The sequence below is a fragment of the Streptomyces sp. WMMB 714 genome, assembly GCF_900090125.1.
Taxonomy (GTDB): Bacteria; Actinomycetota; Actinomycetes; order Streptomycetales; family Streptomycetaceae; genus Streptomyces; species Streptomyces daqingensis.
On sequence record NZ_FMHJ01000011.1, the window covers coordinates 50,119 to 67,927 of the forward strand.

General features: G+C 72.8%; 15 protein-coding genes. 9 read left to right on the top strand and 6 right to left on the bottom strand.

Going from position 1 to position 17,809, the window contains the following annotated elements:
* Positions 1-2: 2 nt before the first annotated feature.
* The gene (locus H181DRAFT_RS19935) at positions 3-1,580 is read left to right on the top strand and encodes a tripartite tricarboxylate transporter permease (protein ID WP_074467949.1); all 1,578 of its coding nucleotides are present in this window, start codon (positions 3-5) and stop codon (positions 1,578-1,580) included.
* A gap of 100 nt (positions 1,581-1,680) precedes the next feature.
* Here the strand turns inward: H181DRAFT_RS19935 and H181DRAFT_RS19940 are convergent, their stop codons facing one another.
* The 3 genes from H181DRAFT_RS19940 to H181DRAFT_RS19955 all read right to left on the bottom strand — a co-directional run bounded on the left by H181DRAFT_RS19940 (position 1,681) and on the right by H181DRAFT_RS19955 (position 4,712).
* The gene (locus H181DRAFT_RS19940; RefSeq protein ID WP_045865931.1) at positions 1,681-2,430 is read right to left on the bottom strand and encodes a DedA family protein; all 750 of its coding nucleotides are present in this window, start codon (positions 2,428-2,430) and stop codon (positions 1,681-1,683) included.
* Positions 2,431-2,590: 160 nt separating this feature from the next.
* Complete coding sequence (locus H181DRAFT_RS29220; RefSeq protein WP_139131732.1) at positions 2,591-3,547, bottom strand: hypothetical protein; 957 nt, start codon at positions 3,545-3,547, stop codon at positions 2,591-2,593.
* 628 nt (positions 3,548-4,175) lie between these two features.
* Positions 4,176-4,712 (bottom strand): hemerythrin domain-containing protein, encoded by a 537-nt coding sequence (locus tag H181DRAFT_RS19955; protein ID WP_045865934.1) that lies wholly within the window; start codon positions 4,710-4,712, stop codon positions 4,176-4,178.
* A 244-nt stretch (positions 4,713-4,956) separates the two neighbouring features.
* Between H181DRAFT_RS19955 and H181DRAFT_RS19960 the strand changes: the two genes are divergently transcribed.
* Entirely contained in the window at positions 4,957-5,778 is an 822-nt protein-coding gene (locus tag H181DRAFT_RS19960; protein ID WP_045865935.1) for an alpha/beta fold hydrolase, read from the top strand.
* Positions 5,779-5,787: 9 nt separating this feature from the next.
* Here the strand turns inward: H181DRAFT_RS19960 and H181DRAFT_RS19965 are convergent, their stop codons facing one another.
* A complete protein-coding gene (locus H181DRAFT_RS19965; RefSeq protein WP_254666913.1) occupies positions 5,788-6,567 on the bottom strand; it encodes a peptidoglycan recognition protein family protein in 780 nt (259 codons plus the stop codon).
* 153 nt (positions 6,568-6,720) lie between these two features.
* Entirely contained in the window at positions 6,721-7,695 is a 975-nt protein-coding gene (gene bla, locus H181DRAFT_RS19970) for a class A beta-lactamase (RefSeq protein WP_045865937.1), read from the bottom strand.
* Between the two features lie 109 nt (positions 7,696-7,804).
* Between bla and H181DRAFT_RS19975 the strand changes: the two genes are divergently transcribed.
* The 6 genes from H181DRAFT_RS19975 (at position 7,805) to H181DRAFT_RS20000 (ending at position 13,994) form a co-directional block, all read left to right on the top strand.
* On the top strand, positions 7,805-8,707 hold the full coding sequence (locus H181DRAFT_RS19975) for a LysR family transcriptional regulator (protein ID WP_254666914.1): 903 nt from the start codon (positions 7,805-7,807) through the stop codon (positions 8,705-8,707).
* Positions 8,704-9,606, top strand: coding sequence for a serine hydrolase (locus H181DRAFT_RS19980; RefSeq protein WP_045865939.1), 903 nt, complete (start codon positions 8,704-8,706; stop codon positions 9,604-9,606). The genes H181DRAFT_RS19975 and H181DRAFT_RS19980 overlap by 4 nt, the downstream gene beginning before the upstream one ends.
* 130 nt (positions 9,607-9,736) lie before the next feature.
* Complete coding sequence (locus tag H181DRAFT_RS19985) at positions 9,737-10,168, top strand: hypothetical protein (protein ID WP_045865940.1); 432 nt, start codon at positions 9,737-9,739, stop codon at positions 10,166-10,168.
* Between the two features lie 238 nt (positions 10,169-10,406).
* Positions 10,407-11,039 carry a hypothetical protein gene (locus tag H181DRAFT_RS19990; RefSeq protein WP_139131733.1) on the top strand — a complete coding sequence of 211 codons (633 nt, stop codon included), beginning with the start codon at positions 10,407-10,409 and terminating at the stop codon, positions 11,037-11,039.
* 191 nt (positions 11,040-11,230) lie between these two features.
* On the top strand, positions 11,231-12,421 hold the full coding sequence (locus H181DRAFT_RS19995; RefSeq protein WP_045865942.1) for a DUF4349 domain-containing protein: 1,191 nt from the start codon (positions 11,231-11,233) through the stop codon (positions 12,419-12,421).
* Positions 12,422-12,704: 283 nt separating this feature from the next.
* Positions 12,705-13,994 (top strand): CehA/McbA family metallohydrolase, encoded by a 1,290-nt coding sequence (locus tag H181DRAFT_RS20000; RefSeq protein ID WP_175439807.1) that lies wholly within the window; start codon positions 12,705-12,707, stop codon positions 13,992-13,994.
* Between the two features lie 158 nt (positions 13,995-14,152).
* On the opposite strand, the gene H181DRAFT_RS20005 is transcribed toward H181DRAFT_RS20000, so the two are convergent.
* Positions 14,153-16,660: an ATP-binding SpoIIE family protein phosphatase gene (locus H181DRAFT_RS20005; RefSeq protein WP_052708655.1), complete on the bottom strand. Its 2,508-nt coding sequence runs from the start codon at positions 16,658-16,660 to the stop codon at positions 14,153-14,155.
* 167 nt (positions 16,661-16,827) lie between these two features.
* Between H181DRAFT_RS20005 and H181DRAFT_RS20010 the strand changes: the two genes are divergently transcribed.
* A complete protein-coding gene (locus H181DRAFT_RS20010) occupies positions 16,828-17,712 on the top strand; it encodes an aminoglycoside phosphotransferase family protein (RefSeq protein ID WP_045866073.1) in 885 nt (294 codons plus the stop codon).
* Positions 17,713-17,809 lie beyond the last annotated feature (97 nt).

Genomic DNA, 17,809 nt, shown 5'->3' on the forward strand with positions numbered 1-17,809 from the left:
AGATGGAATCCCTCTCCTCTCTGCTCGACGGGTTCGGCACGGCCCTGACCCCGCTCAACCTGCTGTGGGCGGCCGTCGGTGTCCTGCTCGGCACCGCGATCGGCGTGCTGCCCGGCATCGGCCCCGCCATGGCCGTCGCACTGCTGCTCCCGGTGACGTACGGGCTCGACCCGATCGGCGCGTTCATCATGTTCGCGGGCATCTACTACGGCGGGATGTTCGGCGGATCCACGACCTCGATCCTGCTCAACACCCCAGGTGAGAGCGCTGCCGTGGTCACCGCCATCGAGGGCAACCCGATGGCCAAGTCCGGACGGGGCTCGCAGGCGCTCGCGGCCGCGGCCATCGGCCACTTCGCGGGCGGCATGATCGGCACGATCCTGCTCGTCGCGCTCGCACCGACGGTCGCCTCGCTCGCCGTCGACATCGGCGCACCGGACTACTTCGCGATCATGGTGCTGGCCTTCATCGCCGTCACCTCGGTCCTGGGCAGCTCGCGTATCCGCGGGTTCGCGGCGCTGCTCATCGGCCTCACCCTCGGCCTCGTCGGCCTGGACCAGATGACGGGCCAGCAGCGGCTCACCTTCGGCAGCCTGCAGCTCTCGGACGGCATCGACGTCGTCATCGTGGCCGTCGGGCTCTTCGCCATCGGCGAGGCCCTGTGGGTCGCGGCGCGGCTGCGCCACACCTCGGGCGAGTCGATGCCGGTGGGACGTCCGTGGCTGGACCGCGGCGACCTGCGCCGCACGTGGAAGCCGTGGCTGCGCGGCCCCGCCATCGGCTTCCCCTTCGGGGCGATCCCGGCCGGCGGCGCGGAGATCCCGACCTTCCTGTCGTACGTCACGGAGAAGCGGCTCTCCAAGCACAAGAACGAGTTCGGGAAGGGCGCCATCGAAGGCGTCGCAGGCCCGGAGTCGGCGTCCTCGGCCTCCGCGGCGGGAACGCTCGTCTCCCTGCTGACGCTGGGGCTGCCCACCACGGCGGTGGCGGCGGTCATGCTGGCCGCCTTCCAGCAGTACGGCATCCAGCCCGGGCCGCTGCTCTTCGAGCGCGAGCCGGACCTGGTGTGGGGGCTCATCGCCTCGCTCTTCGTCGGGATGGTGCTGCTGCTCGTCCTCAACCTGCCGCTGGCGCCGGTGTGGGCGAAGCTGCTGCGCATCCCCCGCCCGTACCTCTACGCGGGGATCCTCTTCTTCGCGGCCGTCGGCGCCTACGCCGTCGGCGGTGAGGCGATCGACATGGTGATCCTGCTGGTCATCGGGCTGATCGGCCTGATGATGCGGCGCTTCGAGCTGCCGGTGCTGCCCGCGATCATCGGTGTCATCCTCGGCCCGGCCGCCGAGCAGCAGCTCCGGCGGGCGCTGCAGATCAGCGACGGAAGCGTGGCCGGGCTGGTCGACACCCCCTTCGCGGTGACCGTGTACGCCGTGATCGCCGTGCTGCTGGCGTGGCCGTACCTCCGGCGGCTCGCCGGTCGCGGACGGCCGGCCGGCCCGGGCGGCGACCGGGGCACGGACGGTCCTGCGGACCCCGGCGGATCAGGGGGGAGCGGGGGCGAGAAGGAGGAGAGCAAGGTCTGAGGAGCGACCGCACGAGCGGTCCGTTCCTCCCCGTACAGCCCAGCGCCCCGCCCGTCCGGCAGAACCGGACGCGCGGGGCGCGGTCGCTGTTGTCGAAGCCTCAGCGGCGTGCGTGCCGGCCGCGGCCGTCGCCGTACTCCTCGGAGCCGCCCGCGGCCGGAACCGTCCGGTCCGCCGCGGGGGGTGCCGCGTGCTGCGCGCCCGGCCCGGACGCGGCCGCCTCGGCCTTCTTCCTCTTGCGGGCCCGGACGTACTCGATGACGATCGGCATCACCGACAGCAGGACGATGCCCACGAGCATCGCCTCGATGTTGTCCCGCACGAAGGCGATCTGGCCCAGACCCGCACCGAGCAGGGTGACGCCGGCGCCCCACAGCACACCGCCGACGACGTTGAAGATCAGGAAGGAGCGGTACCGCATCCGGCTCACGCCCGCGATGATCGGCGTGAACGTCCTGACGATCGGCACGAAGCGCGCCAGCACCAGCGACTTGGGGCCGTGCTTCTCGAAGAACTCGTGCGCCTTCTCCACGTTCTCCTGCTTGAAGAAGCGGGAGTCGGGGCGTCGGAAGAGGGCGGGCCCCACCTTGTGGCCGAACATGTAGCCGACCTGGTCGCCGATGATCGCGGAGATCACCACGAGGGTGCAGACCAGCCACAGCGGGTAGTCCAGGTACTGGTCGGTGGCGACCAGCAGTCCGGCGGTGAACAGCAGCGAGTCACCGGGCAGGAAGAAGCCGATCAGCAGGCCGGACTCCGCGAAGACGATCACGAGGATGCCGATCAGACCGAAGGTCTGGATCAGGTAATCCGGATCGAGCCAACTGGGTCCCAGCGCGAGGGCGGTCACGTCACAGGCTCCTCATCAGGGGCTCACCGCTAGGACGTGTCCTAGGGGCGGCGGTCGGGGCGTACACGGTACCAACGCTCGCGGACGCCGGGACGTGCCCCCGCCGCGGGCGTGCGTACGGCCCGGGACCGGAGCACGAGGCCACCGCGCGGCCGGCCGCTCAGCCCTGCGGCGCGGGGAGCATCTCGTTCCAGTTCGCCCAGTAGCCGCCCTGGCCGTCCGGCACCAGGCCGTCGGGCAACAGCATGTCCCCCGGGGCGCTCATCTGGGAGGAGGGGGCGCTCGCGTAGTACGGGGCCGACTCCCTGCGGTGCTTGCCGCCCTGCCGCCCGCTGGTCTCCTCCGGCTGCACGAACAGCCGTCCCTGCGTGGAGAGATACTGCGCGCGGGCCGTCAACCTGCGCAGGTCGGTGCCGAGTTCGAGCGCGAGGATCTCCAGGTCGACGCCGGACTGCCATCCGTCGACGAGCACCGCGTCCTGCACGGGGGACCAGCCGAGGTGGTCCGGCATCTGCGACTGGTCGTACATCTGCATGTGCTCGTGCGGCTGCTGGTACTGCTCCTGGACGGCGTGGTGGTACTGGTCCTGGACTCCGTGGTGGTGCTGCGCCTGCTGGTACTGCTGCGCCTGGGCGTGCTGCTGGTGCTGTGCGGCGGCCTGCGCCTGCTGCTGGGCGGGGACGTGCCCGTACAGCTGCGCGGGGTCGTGTGCGGGAACCGCGTCCGGGACCGGCTGGTGCGGCTGTGCGTGCGCGGCGGTGTGGCCGGGGACGCCGTGGCCGGTACGGACCTGCGGTGTCTCCTGCGTGCGCGCGGCGTCTTCCGGGGCGCCGGGGGGCTGCTGGAGATGGGACGGCATGAGCAGTTCGTCCGCGAGGGTCCGGGCGTCGTCGCGGCCCACCGTGCGGCGGGCGATACGCACTTCACGCTCGTGCAGGCCGAGCATCTCGGCGACTGCCTTGTCGTTCCCCACGACGACCGCGAACGCTGCGAGTGAACGGACCCGGCTCGTCTGCGCGTCGTCGAGCGTGGTCTGCGCTGCCCGTACCTCTTCGTCGCTCTGGCAGAAGGCTCTCGCCAACACCGTGTGCCGTTCCCACAGCTCCCGAGGCTCCATGCGACCCCCGCGTCCTCTCAGTCAATATGTACTGAATTCACAGTCCAAATCATGCAATCCGTCTCTTCGAGGTGCTCAATCTAGTGGCGCCGGGCGCCAGGAACGCGGTGCCGTGGCGGGTGCCCGCGCGTTTCGCGGAATTCCCTCCGGGTACACAAGTACGGCTCCGCTCACGGCCGTCGGGCCGTCACTTCACCGGCTTTCACTCGTAGGTGCCTGTTCTGCGCGGTACCCGTGTCGGCCGGGCGGCCTGTCGCCAGCGGGACTCCGGCGGGGCTGCACGTACCCAACTCCTTGTGGGCGCGGCCGAGTTGCGGCGGCTCCCGCTCGGAGCCCGGCACCCTCCGGCACGGGCCGCCGGCCCGGTCCGCCGCCCGCGGAGCCGAGTTCGAACGCATTGCCGTGCCGGCGTCCGCCCGTCCGCGGGGAGAGGGCGCGCGAACTCCCCGCGTCCGCCCGGCCATTGCGCGTATCGCCCGATGGAAGTACACGGGTCCACCGGAGGCGACGTGGGGACTGCCTCAGCGGACTGCACGGGACGCGCAGCGCGCAGCCGGGACGGCCGGTCCCGGATGCCGGGCCGACCGTCCCGTGACCGCCCGTGTACGGGCGGGCCGTGCCGACTGCCTCAGCCCGAGGACTCCGCCACCACGCGGCGGACGTTCTCCGGCCGCCCCGGCGCGGTGGCCAGCAGGTCCCTGCGGGCCCGCGCGAACGCGCGCCCCAGCTCCGCCCGCCGCTCCGCGCCGACGTTCTCGCGCGCGTCGTTGATCAGGGAGCGCTCCTCCTCGTCCAGATGGTGGTTGACCGCCTGCACGAGGTCCTCCAGCTTCTCGTCCCACTCGTCGCCGCCGGGCTCGCCCGCCTCCAGCAGCGCGAGCAGCGCCTCGTGGCCCTCAGTGTGCTCCTCGACGCTGTGCTCCACGTCCTCGTCGTCGACGTTCCTGTAGCGGCGCAGCGCGGGGTAGACCTCCGCCTCCTCGGCCTCCGCGTGGGCGATCAGCAGGTCCGCGAGACGGCGTGCGGCCGCGGCGCGGTCGGCCTCCACGTTCCGCATGTCGCGGAAGAGGTCCTCCATGGTGCGGTGGTCCCTGAGGATCAGTTCCACGACGTCGTCCGTCCCGCTGCCGTCGCCGTTCGCATGGTCCGTGTGCCGGTCGCTCATGACCCCTCTTCTCCTGCTCCTCCGTGAGTTGAACGGTCGACTGGTTCCCCGCGCCGCGCTGCCCACGCGTCCGTGACCGGGGGGGTTCCCGGTGCGGTTGGGCCGGGCGGCCCCGGTGCGGCGCATGCCGCTGGTCCGGACGGTCCGGGCCGTCCGGCCGCTCCGGCGCGACCACGTGCCCGGTGGCGGGGCGGAGCCCTCGCGGCACGGTGGAAGTGACGCCGACCGGCGAGAGGAGACCGCCATGGGCACCATCACCACCAGCGACGGATGCGAGATCTACTACAAGGACTGGGGATCGGGGCGCCCCGTCGTCTTCAGCCACGGCTGGCCGCTGACGGCGGACGTCTGGGACCCGCAGATGTTCTTCGCCGCCTCCCACGGCTACCGCGTCATCGCGCACGACAGGCGCGGCCACGGCCGCTCGTCCGACGTGTGGAGCGGCCACGACATGGACACCTACGCCGACGACCTCTCCCAGCTGATCGACAGCCTCAACCTCAGCAACGCCACGCTCGTCGGCCACTCGACGGGAGGCGGGGAGGTGACCCGCTACCTGGGGCGGCACGGAACGGCACGGGTCTCGCAGGCCGTGCTGCTCAGCGCCGTACCGCCGCTGATGCTCAAGACGGACCGCAACCCCGAGGGCCTGCCCATCGACGTCTTCGACGAGATCCGCGAGGGCGTGCGCAGGGACCGCTCGCAGTTCTTCCAGGACCTCACCGGGCCCTTCTACGGCGCCGACCGGTCCGGTTCGGACGTCTCCGAGGGCACGCGTGACGCCTTCTGGCTGATGAGCATGACGGTGGGCCTGAAGGCGGCGTACGACTGCGTGAAGGCCTTCTCCGAGACGGACTTCACGGACGACCTCACGAGGATCGACGTCCCCTTCCTCATCGCGCACGGCGACGACGACCAGATCGTCCCCTTCCAGGCCGCCTCCCCCAAGACCGCCGAGCTCGTCAAGGACCCGACCCTCAAGGTCTACCCGGGCTGGCCGCACGGCCTGTACGGCAGCCACCACGACACGTTCAACAACGACCTGCTGGAGTTCCTGGAGCGCTGACAGGAGGCCTCACCGGTCCCGGCCCCCGCTCCGGCCGGCGCCGTGCGCCTCGGTCTTCGAGGGCCGGGGCTGCCGGTCGCCGGCCCGCTCGCGCAGTTTCTGCGTCTTCTTCCGGATCTCGCCCAGCTTGCCGTACAGGGCGGGCCCCGGGCAGTCGGTGGTGTAGGCGTCCACGTGGCCGGATATGACGTCGAGTCTCGCCTTCTCGCCCTTGTCGAAGCGGCTCGCGTCGCTCGACGAGGTGAGGGTCGTGCGTCCCGTCGGGTCCGAGCCCCGCTCGAGCTTCCAGGCGGCGACCGCGGCTATCGAGTCGAGCATCGGCTCGGGCACCGCCTGCCCCTCGTGGAACGTGCCGACCGCCGCGATTCCGATGGTGTGGGCGTTGAACCCCTTGGTGTGCGCGCCCTCGACGGAGCGGGCCAGCCCCCCTGCGCGGCCTTCGTAGATCTTGCCGCAGCGGTCGACGATGAAGTTGTAGCCCAGGTCGTCCCAGCCGCGCTGTATGTGGTCCTTCTCCAGTGTCCGCAGCAGGCGCGGCACGTCGGAGCAGTCGTAGCCGTTCGGCTGGTTCGTGTGGTGGATGAAGACGCTGCGGACGCCGTGCAGCGCCGAGGCGCGCTCGCGCACCATCCCCTCGTCCGCGTTCCAGCCGCTGCGGGGCACCACCTCGGGACGGGGGGCGCCGGGAGGCGAACCGGCCCGTCCAGGGCCGTCGCGGCGGGCCGAGGACGTGGCCTCCCGCACCGGATCGTCCCAGGTCACCAGGAAGGCCACCGGAAGGAGGCCCACGACCACGAGTCGTGAGCGCCATCGGGGCTTTGGCTTACGGTGCCGCATAGGTGACACGGTGCGCCGGGCCCTCCGACTCGCACAGGTGACCGTATCCGTTCGGGTGACGGGCCCGCCCGGGGCGGACGGGCACCTCCCGGCCGCCCCGAGCCGCTACGACAGCGAGCGGGCGACCGCGGACGCCGCTTCCGCGATCAGTTCGTCCTCGGGCTCCGCGTCCTCCCCGCTGCGGTTCGACATGATCGCCATGACGACGGGGGCGGCACGCGGAGGCCACACGACGGCGATGTCGTTGCGGACGCCGTAGCCGCTTCCCGTCCCGGTCTTGTCGCCGACCTTCCACCCCTCGGGCACTCCCGCCCGGATGAGGCCGTCCCCCGTGGTGTTGCGCCGCAGCCACTCCGCGAGCTGGGAGCGCTCGGGCTTGCGCAGGGCGTCACCCAGCACATAGGCGCGCAGGTCCCCGGCGATCGCCCGCGGCGTGCTCGTGTCCGGCGTGGACCCGGGCTTCCACCGGCTGAGCTCCGGTTCGCGGCGCTCCATCCGGGTCACGTCGTCGCCCAGCCTCTCGAGTGCGGCGTCGAGGCCCTTCGGCCCGCCGAGCGCGTCGAAGAGCAGGTTGGCCGCCGTGTTGTCGCTGTGGCGGACGGCGGCGTCGCACAGCGCGCGCAGGCTCATCCCGGTCCCGACGTGCTTCTCGGTGACGGGGGAGTAGTCGACCAGGTCGTCGCGCGAGTACTCGATCACCCGGTCCATGCGGTCCGGCCCGTACTTCCGCAGGACCGCACCGGCGGCCAGCGCCTTGAACGTCGAGGCGTAGGCGAAGCGCTCGCGGTCCTTGTACGCGACCTCCTCGCCGCTGCCGGTGTCGACCGCGTAGACCCCGAGCCGTGCCCCGAACTTCTCCTCCAGCTTTCGCAGTTCACGAGCAGCCTGCTTCCCGTCCGCCCCTTCTCCCCCCGCTTCCGCCGACGGCCGCGACGACGGAGCCGCGTCGCCGCCACCCCCGCAGGCGGCCAGCGGCACGAGGGAGAGCACGGCGAGCGCGGCGACGGCGGCGCGGCGGGTCCCGGGCCTCCGCCGGGCCGGCAGGGGTGAATCGACAGGAAAGAGCGGCTTGTTCGGCATGACCGGAAACCTCCGTCGTGGGTGGGAAGAACACCCTCACCTCCGGGCAGCCATGCGGTCCAATACGCCCGAATGCCGTTCCATGACGATCCGGCATAGGCTCGGGCCCGTGGATCTGGTCGCAGCGAGCCGAGCGTTCGTCAGCGTCGGCGAGCACGGGAGTTTCACCGTGGGGGCCGCCGCGGCCCGGATGTCGCAGCCGGTGGCCAGCCGTCGCGTCGCCGCCCTGGAGGAGCGCTTCGGTGAGCGGCTGTTCGAGAGGACGTCACGACGCGCCGTCCTCACCCCCTTCGGGAGGGACCTGCTGCCGGCGGCACGCCAACTCGTCCAGGCAGCCGACCTGTTGCTGCACGAGGCGGACACCGTCAAGCAGAGGCCGAGGCCGATCGCGATGCCGGACGTCTGCTCCGCCGCGGCCCTCGCCCGGCTCATGGCCGACGCGGGGGCGCAGGGCCTCACGCTCGACCTGCGCGTCGCGGGCCCGGCGCGGCGCCTGGAACTCCTCCACTCGCAGCAGGTGCGCGCCGCGCTGCTCGCCGTGCCGCCGGACGAGGCGACGTGGTGCGTGCCGCTCGGGCTCGCGGGCGCGCGGGAACAGGGCGTGCGCCGCGTGTACCTCGAAACGCTGCGGCTGTCGCGGCTCTCCCCCGGCCCGGCCCGCCGTGTCCGGCTCCAGCCGGAGGACGACGTGCCGCACGTGCGCGACCCTCTGACCCGGCTGCGCGACGCCCTCGGCCTGCGTCCCTCGCAGCTCGCGGCCGCGCGTGATCTGACGACCGCCGCGGCCGAAGTCCTCGGCTCGGACGACCTGTTGCTGTGCTCCCGCGCGCAGGCCCGCGAACTCGGCCTGGACTGGCGCCCGTTGGGCGAGGTCTCCCTGCTCCGCGGTTACGCCCTGGCCGCTGCCGCGCAGGACTGCCCGCAGGAGCTCGAAGCGCGGCTGGCCGCCGCATTCGTCCGCTGCCTCGGCGCGGACGTGCCGGAGCGCGCTGCCGGAGGGGCGAGGCGATGAACACCGAGGCCGTGCTCAGCGAGGCGCGGAGCAGGCTGCGCGACGGCGGTCTGCACGCGTGCCTGCTCGTACGCGAACTCCACACCGGCGACGAGCTGGGAATCGAGCCGGACACCGTCCTCCCCGCGGCGTCCCTCGTCAAGGTCCCGCTGGCGCTGGCGACGGCGGAGCGCATCCGGCGCGGCGAGCTCGACGGAGCGACGATGCTGGACGTGCGCCCCGGCCGCATCACCACTCCCGGGCCCACCGGGATCAGCCGCTTCCGCCATCCCGCCCGTGTCGCGCTCGACGACCTGCTCTACCTGAGCACATGCGTCAGCGACGGGGCCGCCGCCGACGCGCTCTTCGGCCTCACTCCGCCCGCCCAGGTCACCGGAGTACTCCGGGAGTTGGGGCTCGGGGGCATCACTGTCCGGCACACCATGGGCGAGCTGTCCGACACCCCTGTCGAACGGCTCGACGCCTCGCAGGCGCACCTCGCCCACGCCCTCGCCGTCGGCGCCGGCACCAGCGGCCGTGGACACCGGGTGCCGCAGCTGGACACCACCCGCGCGAACACCGGAAGCGCCCGCGCATTCGCCGGCCTCCTCCAGGCACTGTGGACCCCGTCGGAGATCCATCCCGACGTGGCGCACCGCGTGCGCACCCTCATGTCCTGCAACGTGCTCCGGCACCGGCTCGCCCCCGACTTCAGCTCCGACGCCACCACCTGGTCGTCCAAGACCGGCACGCTGCTGAACCTCCGTCACGAGATCGGCGTCGCCGAGCATGCGGACGGCAGGCGCTACGCGATCGCCGTCCTCACCGAGTCGCAGGTGGCCGCCGTCGAACAGCCCGGCGCCGACGCCCTGATGGCCCAGGTGGCCCGGCGGCTGCGCGACCACCTCCGGCAGCGGTAGGGGTCGCGCGCACGCCGCGGCAGGGTTGCGCGCACGCCGCCCTGGTGATGCCCCGCGGGCGTTCCCACGCGCGCCGCGCACGTCGTGGTGCGTACGCGTAGCGGCTCGGGCCCCTGGGCAGAGGAGCGGCATGCCACTCACCGATGTCCGCCTCGTGTCGGGGCGTTCCATCCGTCTGGTCGAGATGCGGATGTCCTCCACCTACGGCGGGCTGATTGTCGGCTCCCCGTCGAAGCGGACCAACGAATTCATCGTCGACAGCACCGTGAACAGGGCCAGGAACGACTGTCCGAGCCGACCGGTCCACCTGGTCCCGCCCGCCCTCGCATACCCGGACGAGAGCGCGGGTGCGTTCGGGCCGGTGGAGGTGATGCCACGCGTCCGCTGCACGGGACTCTTCGAATCCTGGGAGATCGACCCCGCACACAACTCGGGATGGTGGTTCTCCGCGCTCACCGTGGTCTGGTTCCAGCACACCACGGACCTCCCGGCGGGGAACGACGCCCCCGCGGACCTGCGCGAGATCGCCTGGGAGGAACTCGCCGTGGACCTGGAGGAGTAGGGGGCCACGGCAGAGGGGGCCACGGCAGGGGGTCACGGCAGGCCCCCGGACGGCCCGCGTGGCACCGGGACTTCACCGGGCCCACGGCGTCACCCCGGAATCAGTACCGGAGTCGGCCCCGGCCCGGCGCCGACTCCCATGCCGGCACACCCAGTTGCCGCCGCCGCACCGCCGGAGGAGCCTCCCGGCCGAGTGGCGGCGTCCGAGAGCCGTTCAGGCGGAAGCGGGAGAAAAAACCATGGGGAAACGGAGACTGCCCCTTCTTCGGACGAGCGTCGTGGCCGCCGGTGCGGCGGCCGGTGGCGCGATGCTCTACAGACACCACCGGCGGCGCTCCGTCGTGGTCACCCTGTACAGCGAACCGCACTACAGAGGCGTACGGCAGGGCTTCGTGTACGACCAGAGGGCCTACGCGCTGGGCGCCACCAAGCTCCCCCAGGTCGGTTCCGTCCGCGTCGAGCAGGTCGACCGCACCTTCCGCAGGGGCCCGGACACACTGCGCTCCTTCCTGTACATGGCCGTCTCCGGTGACCGGCAGGCCCGGCAGGAGGCCTCTTTCTGGCTCCCCCTGGCACTCGTCCGGCTGACCGATCCGGACACGTGGCGCCGCGAACACGACCCGGCCGCAAGCAGGGCGTCGTGGGTCCGGCTGTGGGCGGAACGCCCCGCAAGCCCGCCACCGCCGCTGGACGGCGCGGCGGCCACCGGGCAGAAGCCGTACCACGACGTCCTGATGAGCACGCCGGACCTCGGGGAGTGGAGCCGGCGGGTCCGCTACATCGAAGCCGGAGTCCGCAATCCCTTCCGGACGGACCTCACGCCTCCGGGGCGGGAGAGCGGGCTGCCGCTGCCCCTGCAGATCGTGGAGTGACCGGCCTCCGACCCACCTGCTGCCGCCCCGTCGAGGTGCACCACGCGCGACGGTTGCACGCCACGGCCGAACGGTCCCGTATCGAGCCCCGACCGTGACGCCATCGCGACAGGCGTTCGGCAACCCGCTCGCCGCCCCGTTCCGTCCAATCGGCGATAGCGACAAGCCGCACCACCTCAGGGGGACGTCTCATGCACCATCCAGCACCGGCGGCCGGAGCCGTCGGACGCGGCCTCGGCCGGAACGCGCGCCGGCCGCTCGCGATGCTCGCGGCGGGGATGCTCGCCATGGCACTGGCCGTCACCGGCTGCAGCGGCTCCAGCAGCGAGTCCACGAGCCCGACGAGTGATCAGCGCGCGAACCACGCGCCCGAGAACGGCGAGGCGGGCGTGGGCGATTCGGCCGACCGGGCCCCGGACTCCAAGTCCGACGGCGAAGGGGGCCAGTCCGACAGCAAGCCGGGCGAGCAGAGCGGCACGGCCGATCAGAAGCCACCGAAGATCACACCGGACCAGGTCGTACGCAAGGCCAGGCTCACGGTGCGCGTCAAGGACGTGTCCTCCGCGCTCGACGACACGCGGACCGCGGTGGAGAGCGCCGGCGGATACGTCGGCGACGAGACCACCGACCGCGACAGCAAGGGCCACGAGCGGTCGCACCTGGTGCTACGGGTGCCGCAGGAGGAGTACACGGAGGTCCTGGACGAGCTCGCGGACAGCGGCAAGCTCATCGAACGCAAGGTGACGGCCGACGACGTCACCGGCCGGATGGTGGACGTCAAGAGCCGCATCGCCTCGCAGAAGTCGAGCGTCGAGCGCGTGCGGAAACTGATGGACGAGGCCACCGAACTCTCCGACGTGGTCTCCCTGGAGAGCGAACTGAGCACCCGCCAGTCGGCGCTGGAGTCGCTCCAGGCGCAGCAGGCGTCGCTGAAGGACCGTACGGCGCTGGCCACGATCACCCTCGTGCTCTCGGAGACCGAGGTGAAGAAGAAGGAGAAGAAGGACGACGAGACCGGCTTCACGGACGCGCTCGACGGCGGCTGGCAGGCGTTCGTCACGACGGTGCGCTGGGTCGCGGTCGTGATCGGGGCGACGCTGCCGTTCCTGGCCGCGCTGGCCTTGTTGCTGGTGGCCTGGCGTCTGGTGCGCGGGCGCCTGCCGCGCCGCGAGCGCAGCGCCTGGCGGTCCGCGCCTGTGCCCGCCGGCGCGGGCGGTGGGCGTCCGCCGGCCCCTGCCGGGGCGCCCTCGACGGTGCCGCCGCCGGCGAAGACACCCGGAGCCGCCCCGGAAGCGGCGGGGGCGCCGGGAGCGGAGGAAGCGCCGGAAGCACCAGAGGCGGCGAAGGCGTCCGAGGCGCCGAAGACCTCCGAGTCCGACTGAGCGCGCGGCTGCCCCGCGCCGCCGCAACCACCCGACGGCTGAGGCCGGTTCCCTGCCCGGAACCGGCCTCAGCCCTCCCGGGTCGTCCGCGGCCGGAGCGCCCCGGGAACCCGGGAACCCCGGCCCGGACCGTAGGCGGTGGTGGAGTCCATGCGGCGAACTCCTCACGCACGCACGGCAGTTCGCGAACAGGGGCCCTGTCGCCCCTACTGGGGAGAGAGTTCAGCTCTCCTTCGTGCGCGGGGTACTGACGAGTAGACAACTCTGCGCTGGAATACCCCGCATGACGACACACGGGCACGGCCCTCACCACGACGACCACGACCACCACCACCACGACCACCACCACCACGACCACGGCCACGGCCACCGCCACCGGACGCCCAGCAGACGCGCGCTGCTCGCCGGCGCGAGCGGCCTCCTCGTCCTCTCCTCCGCCCCCGGCACCGCGAGTGCGGCCGGCACCCGGACCGCCAGATCGTCCGACGTCCCGGCCCAACGCATCGGCGCCGCCCGCACCTCACGCCTCACGCAAGGCACCACGCTCGTCCACGCCGACATGCACAACCACACCGCCATGTCGGACGGCGACGGCGACCCCGAACTCGCCTTCGCCTCGCTGCGCGACGCGGGACTGGACGTCGCCGCCCTCACCGACCACGCCACACTGCTGGGCATCGAGGGCATCAGCGACGAGGAATGGGACCGCACGGGCCGGCTCGCCGACGCCGCCGACGACCCCGGGGCGTACACCGCCATCCGCGGATTCGAGTGGTCCCATCCGCTGCAGGGGCACGCCAACATCTGGTTCACCGACGACTGGGTCGACCTCGGCGGGGCCGACGGCCCGGACTCGCTCTACAGCTGGCTGCGGGACCGGGACGCCGTGGCCAGCTTCAACCACCCGGGCCGCGAGCCGGGGATGTTCGACAGCTTCAGCTTCTCCGCCGGCGTGCTGGAGAAGATGGTCGGCCTGGAGATGTTCAACCGCGGCGACGACTACCTCTTCGACGGCTGGTCCGACACCGGCCGCTCGCCCCTCGTCGCCTGCCTCAACGCCGGCTGGCGCACGGGCCTGACAGGCGTCACCGACGAGCACGGCACCGACTGGGGCTTCCCCGAGGGCAAGGGCCGCAGCGGACTGTGGGTCGCCGAGAACACCCGCGCCGGCGTCTTCGAGGCGATGCGGGCCCGGCGCTTCTTCGCGACGCGGGTCTCGGGTCTGCGGCTGGACGCAATCGCCGGCGGGGTCCGGATGGGCGGCACCCTCGGGCAGTCCTCGGGCGACGTCCGCTTCACCGTCGACCTCGACCGCGGCCCCGAATGGGAGGGCAAGCCCCTCAACATCCAGGTGCTGCGCCCCGGTTCGGACGCGCCGGCCGTCGCGGACGTCATCGAGACGCAGTCCAACAAGGTGACGGAGTTCACCGTGCCCCTCGACGCGGCCGACGGCGACTGGATCGTCCTGCGCATATCCGACCCGTCCCAGGCCAACCCCTCCCCGGGCCCGTCCGGCCACCCCTGCAACGACTGGGGCGTCGCGTACTCGAGCCCCTGGTGGCTCCAGGCGTGACCCGCGGCGCGGGCCCCTTCCGTATCCGCGCGTCTGCCTGTCCGCGCATCCGCGTACCGGAAGGGGCCGTCCCGCCCCGGGCCGCCCCGACGCCCTCCCGCCGGGCGCGGCTGCGGCAGGAGGCGCCGGCAGGAGGCGCAGGCAGGAGGCGCCGGCTCTCAGCGGGCGAGCGGCAGCTCGAACCACACGACCTTGCCCGAAGTCACGGACCGCGCACCCCACTTCGCGGCGAGCTCGTCGACCAGCTTCAGCCCCCGCCCCCACTGGCCGTCCGGGGTCGCCTCGGCGCGGTGCGGCAGGCGCTCGTCCGAGTCCGAGACCTCCACCACGAGGCTGGCCCCCTTGGCGAGCTGGATCCCGACATCGCCTCTTCCGTGCCGGAACGCGTTCGTGACCAGCTCGTTCGCCAGCAGCCCGGTCACGTCGCGCAAGGCGTCCAGGCCCCAGTCGACCAGCATCCGGTCTATGAGCTCCCGGGCCTCGGAGGCCATGGCGGGCTCCGGCGGGAGGCTCCAGCGGGCGCTCCTGTTCCGGGGCGTGGGCGTCGCCCGCGCCATGAGGATCGCCAGGTCGTCGCCCGCGGAGCGGGGAGCCATGCGGGCGACGACGTCGTCGCACCACTGCTGCACCGAGAAGACCGACGGGCCCGGCGCGGCCAGCGCCGACACCAGGGCGGCGATGCCGTCGCCGATGTCCCCCCGCTGCTCGACCAGCCCGTCGGTGTAGAGCACCAGCGTGCCGCCTTCGGGCAGCGCCAGTTCGGTGACGGGGAAGTCCGGGGCCACGAGCCCGACGCCGAGCGGCACCCCGGGTTCGACGGGGATGAGGCGAGTGGTGCTGTCCCGGTGCCGCAGGATCGGCGGCGGATGCCCGGCGCTCGCGATGCCGCACTCCCGGGTCACGGTGTTGTACACGGCGTACACGCAGGTGGCGTGCTGCATCGCCGGGCTGCTCTCCACGATGCCGTCCAGCCGCGTCAGCAGCTCGACGGGCTCCAGATCGAGCCTGGCCAGGGTGTGCATCGCTGTGCGCAGCCGGCCCATGCCGGCCGCGGCATGGATGTCGTGCCCCATCACGTCGCCGACGACCAGCGCGACGCGATGGCCGGACAGCGGTATGACGTCGAAGAAGTCTCCGCCGACGTTCGCGGAGCGGCTCGTGGACCAGTAGTGGTACCCGGTCTCCAGGCCCTGCCGGACGGGGATGTCCTTCTCGCCCGGCAGCATGTTGCGCTGCAGAGCGACCGCCGTGCGGCGCTCGTCGTCGTACAGGCGGGCGTTGTCCAGGCTGAGCGCGGTCCGTGCCGCGAGCTCCTCGGCGACCCTCCGGTCGTCCTCGTCCAGGGCGTCGCGGTCCGCGAACCGCCCGAACGTGACGAGCCCGAGGCATCGGCCGCGGGCCACCAGAGGCGCCACCACCCCGGAGTCCGGGACGGCGTCCTCCGGCGGCCCCGGCAGGACCTCCCCCGGGACGAGGACGGCGGCGTCCTCCGCCCGCAGCTTCCCCTCGTGCCAGGACAGTCCGGAGCTCAGGCCTCTGTGCGCGGGCGACCCCGCGGGGTGCTCGCGCACGCTCCCCGAGACGGCCTCCCGCAGGCGGCCGGAGCCGTCGTCCGCCGTGCCGCGCCCGGCGAGCAGGACCGTGGCCGCCGACCCGCCGGAGTCGGCGAAGGCGCTGCCGTCGAGGAAGTCGGTGCGCATCTCGACCGACGCGACGTCGGCGAAGTCCGGCACGACGAAGTCGACCAGCTCGCGCGCGGTCCGCGCCATGTCCAGCGTCGTGCCGACCTTGCTGCCCGCCCTGTTCACCAGGTCCAGCCGCCGCCGCACGCCGGATGCCTCCAGCAGGGCGGTCTGCCGCTGGGTCACGTCGACGACCAGTCCGCCCAGGCCGAGTACGCGGCCGCCGTCCGAGGTCAGGCGGAAGAACGTCACCGACCACACCCGGTCGCGGTCCCGGTGGCCCTCCGTGCGCCCCGAGATCAGGACGTTGTGGAGCGGTTCGCCCGTCTCCAGGACGCCGCGCAGATGCTTCTCGTACTCGCCCTTGTCGGCGGCCCGGACGACCTCGCTCACGCTGCGTCCCTCGTGGTCCTCCGCCGGGATCCCGTTGAAGCCCGCGAGGGCGTCGTTGACCATGACGTAGCGCAGTCCGGTGTCGAGGATCCCCATGCCGTGCGGGGAGGACCGTAGGAAAGCGTCCATGAACGACGCACGGCCGCACGGCGCCGCACCGGGCGAGGCGTCCGCCGCTGCTCCGCGGCCGTGGTGCGGCAGGGCATCGGAGTGCGACTGCCTGCGGTGATGCGGCGTTCTGCCGTACTGCGGCGGGTCGCTGAGCTCGCACAGCAGCCCCGTGGCGGCGCCTCCCGGAGGTCGCCCGCCGTCGGCCCCCCGGCCGTCCGGCGGCATCAGCGGCGAGCAGCTCAGCAGCACGTCCTGCCGGGCCCCGTCGCCGGAGACCACCGGCACGACCCGGCCGTAGTCCTCACCCGATGCCGCGCGGTCCCGGGCCTCGGCCAGCGCGTCCAGCGCAGGGCCGGCGAAGACCGCACCGCAGTGCCGGCCCAGCACGTCGGGGGCCGGCCGGCCGAACCATGCGGCGGCTGCGGGACTCCACGAAGTCACGTGCGCCGCGAGGTCCAGGGTGAAGGAGGCTATAGGCATGTTCTTCCATGACCGTGTTGGATGAATTGCCCGTTTTTGCAGTCTATGAGCCCGCTCGAACTCTCGCTCGACGGGCCCGGGGGCGGTCCGGAAATGCCCATGCGCCGCGCCCCCGCGCCGTAGGAGGATCCTCGCGGGACCGAGAGGGCGGGTGACACGTGGGCAAGATGCACACCGACGAAGCGGAGACCGACGAGGAACTGGTCGGACGGCTGCTGCGCGCCCAGTTCCCCCGATGGGCCGGCCTGCCGGTCACCCGGCTCGCTTCCGGCGGCACCGTCAACGCGATCTACCGGCTCGGCGAGGAGCTGACCGTACGGCTGCCGCTGCGGCCCGGCGGCGCCGAGGCCGTCGCGACGGAGGCACGGCTGCTTCCCCGGCTGGCGCCGCTGCTGCCGCTGCCGATCCCGGAAGTCGTCGCCGTCGGCGCCCCGGGCGAGGGATATCCCCTGTCCTGGGCGGTGCACCGGTGGATCGAGGGCCGCAACCCCGTGGAGGGCGGGCTGGCCGAGCCCGAGACCGTCGCCCGCGACCTCGCCCGGTTCGCGCTCGCCTTCCGCGAGATCGACCTGCCGGACGGCCCGCCCGCACACCGCGGCCGGCCGCTGATCGGCGAGGACCGGGAGATGCGGGCCGCGATCGAGGCGCTGCGCCGCACCGACGAGCCCTTCGACGCAGACGAGATCGCGGCGGCCTGGGCCGAGGCGCTCGCCGCGCCACCGTGGACGGGCCCGCCCTGCTGGACGCACTCCGACCTCATGCCGAGCAACCTCGTCCTCGCCGGCGACCGCGTCTCGGCCGTCATCGACTTCGGCGCCGCAGGCATGGGCGAACCGGCGACCGACCTCATTCCGGCATGGAACCTGCTGCCCGCCCCGGCACGGCGCGCCTACCGGGAGGCAGTCGACGCGGACGAGGCGACCTGGGCACGCGCCCGGGGCTGGGCGCTGTCCATGGCGGTCATCCAGCTCCCGTACTACCGGGAGACCAACCCCGTCATCTCCGCGAACGCCCGGTACGTGATCCGGGAGGTCCTCGGGAGCCGCGAGTAGGGAGGGGGCCGGAGGCGCGTGCGGTACGTGGAGCCCGGCCGGGAACCTCCTCCCGGAGGCGGGCTCTCCCGGCAACCGGTTCCGGTGCCCGCCGCGT

Bases quoted from the DNA above. Each gene is read 5' to 3' on its own strand.
- H181DRAFT_RS20000 (WP_175439807.1), top strand. From the start codon at position 12,705: ATGACGACACACGGGCACGGCCCTCACCACGACGACCACGACCACCAC.
- H181DRAFT_RS19995 (WP_045865942.1), top strand. From the start codon at position 11,231: ATGCACCATCCAGCACCGGCGGCCGGAGCCGTCGGACGCGGCCTCGGC.
- H181DRAFT_RS19980 (WP_045865939.1), top strand. From the start codon at position 8,704: ATGAACACCGAGGCCGTGCTCAGCGAGGCGCGGAGCAGGCTGCGCGAC.
- bla (WP_045865937.1), bottom strand. From the start codon at position 7,695: ATGCCGAACAAGCCGCTCTTTCCTGTCGATTCACCCCTGCCGGCCCGG.
- H181DRAFT_RS19935 (WP_074467949.1), top strand. From the start codon at position 3: ATGGAATCCCTCTCCTCTCTGCTCGACGGGTTCGGCACGGCCCTGACC.
- H181DRAFT_RS19955 (WP_045865934.1), bottom strand. From the start codon at position 4,712: ATGAGCGACCGGCACACGGACCATGCGAACGGCGACGGCAGCGGGACG.
- H181DRAFT_RS20005 (WP_052708655.1), bottom strand. From the start codon at position 16,660: ATGCCTATAGCCTCCTTCACCCTGGACCTCGCGGCGCACGTGACTTCG.
- H181DRAFT_RS20010 (WP_045866073.1), top strand. From the start codon at position 16,828: ATGCACACCGACGAAGCGGAGACCGACGAGGAACTGGTCGGACGGCTG.
- H181DRAFT_RS19990 (WP_139131733.1), top strand. From the start codon at position 10,407: ATGGGGAAACGGAGACTGCCCCTTCTTCGGACGAGCGTCGTGGCCGCC.
- H181DRAFT_RS19985 (WP_045865940.1), top strand. From the start codon at position 9,737: ATGCCACTCACCGATGTCCGCCTCGTGTCGGGGCGTTCCATCCGTCTG.
- H181DRAFT_RS19960 (WP_045865935.1), top strand. From the start codon at position 4,957: ATGGGCACCATCACCACCAGCGACGGATGCGAGATCTACTACAAGGAC.
- H181DRAFT_RS29220 (WP_139131732.1), bottom strand. From the start codon at position 3,547: ATGGAGCCTCGGGAGCTGTGGGAACGGCACACGGTGTTGGCGAGAGCC.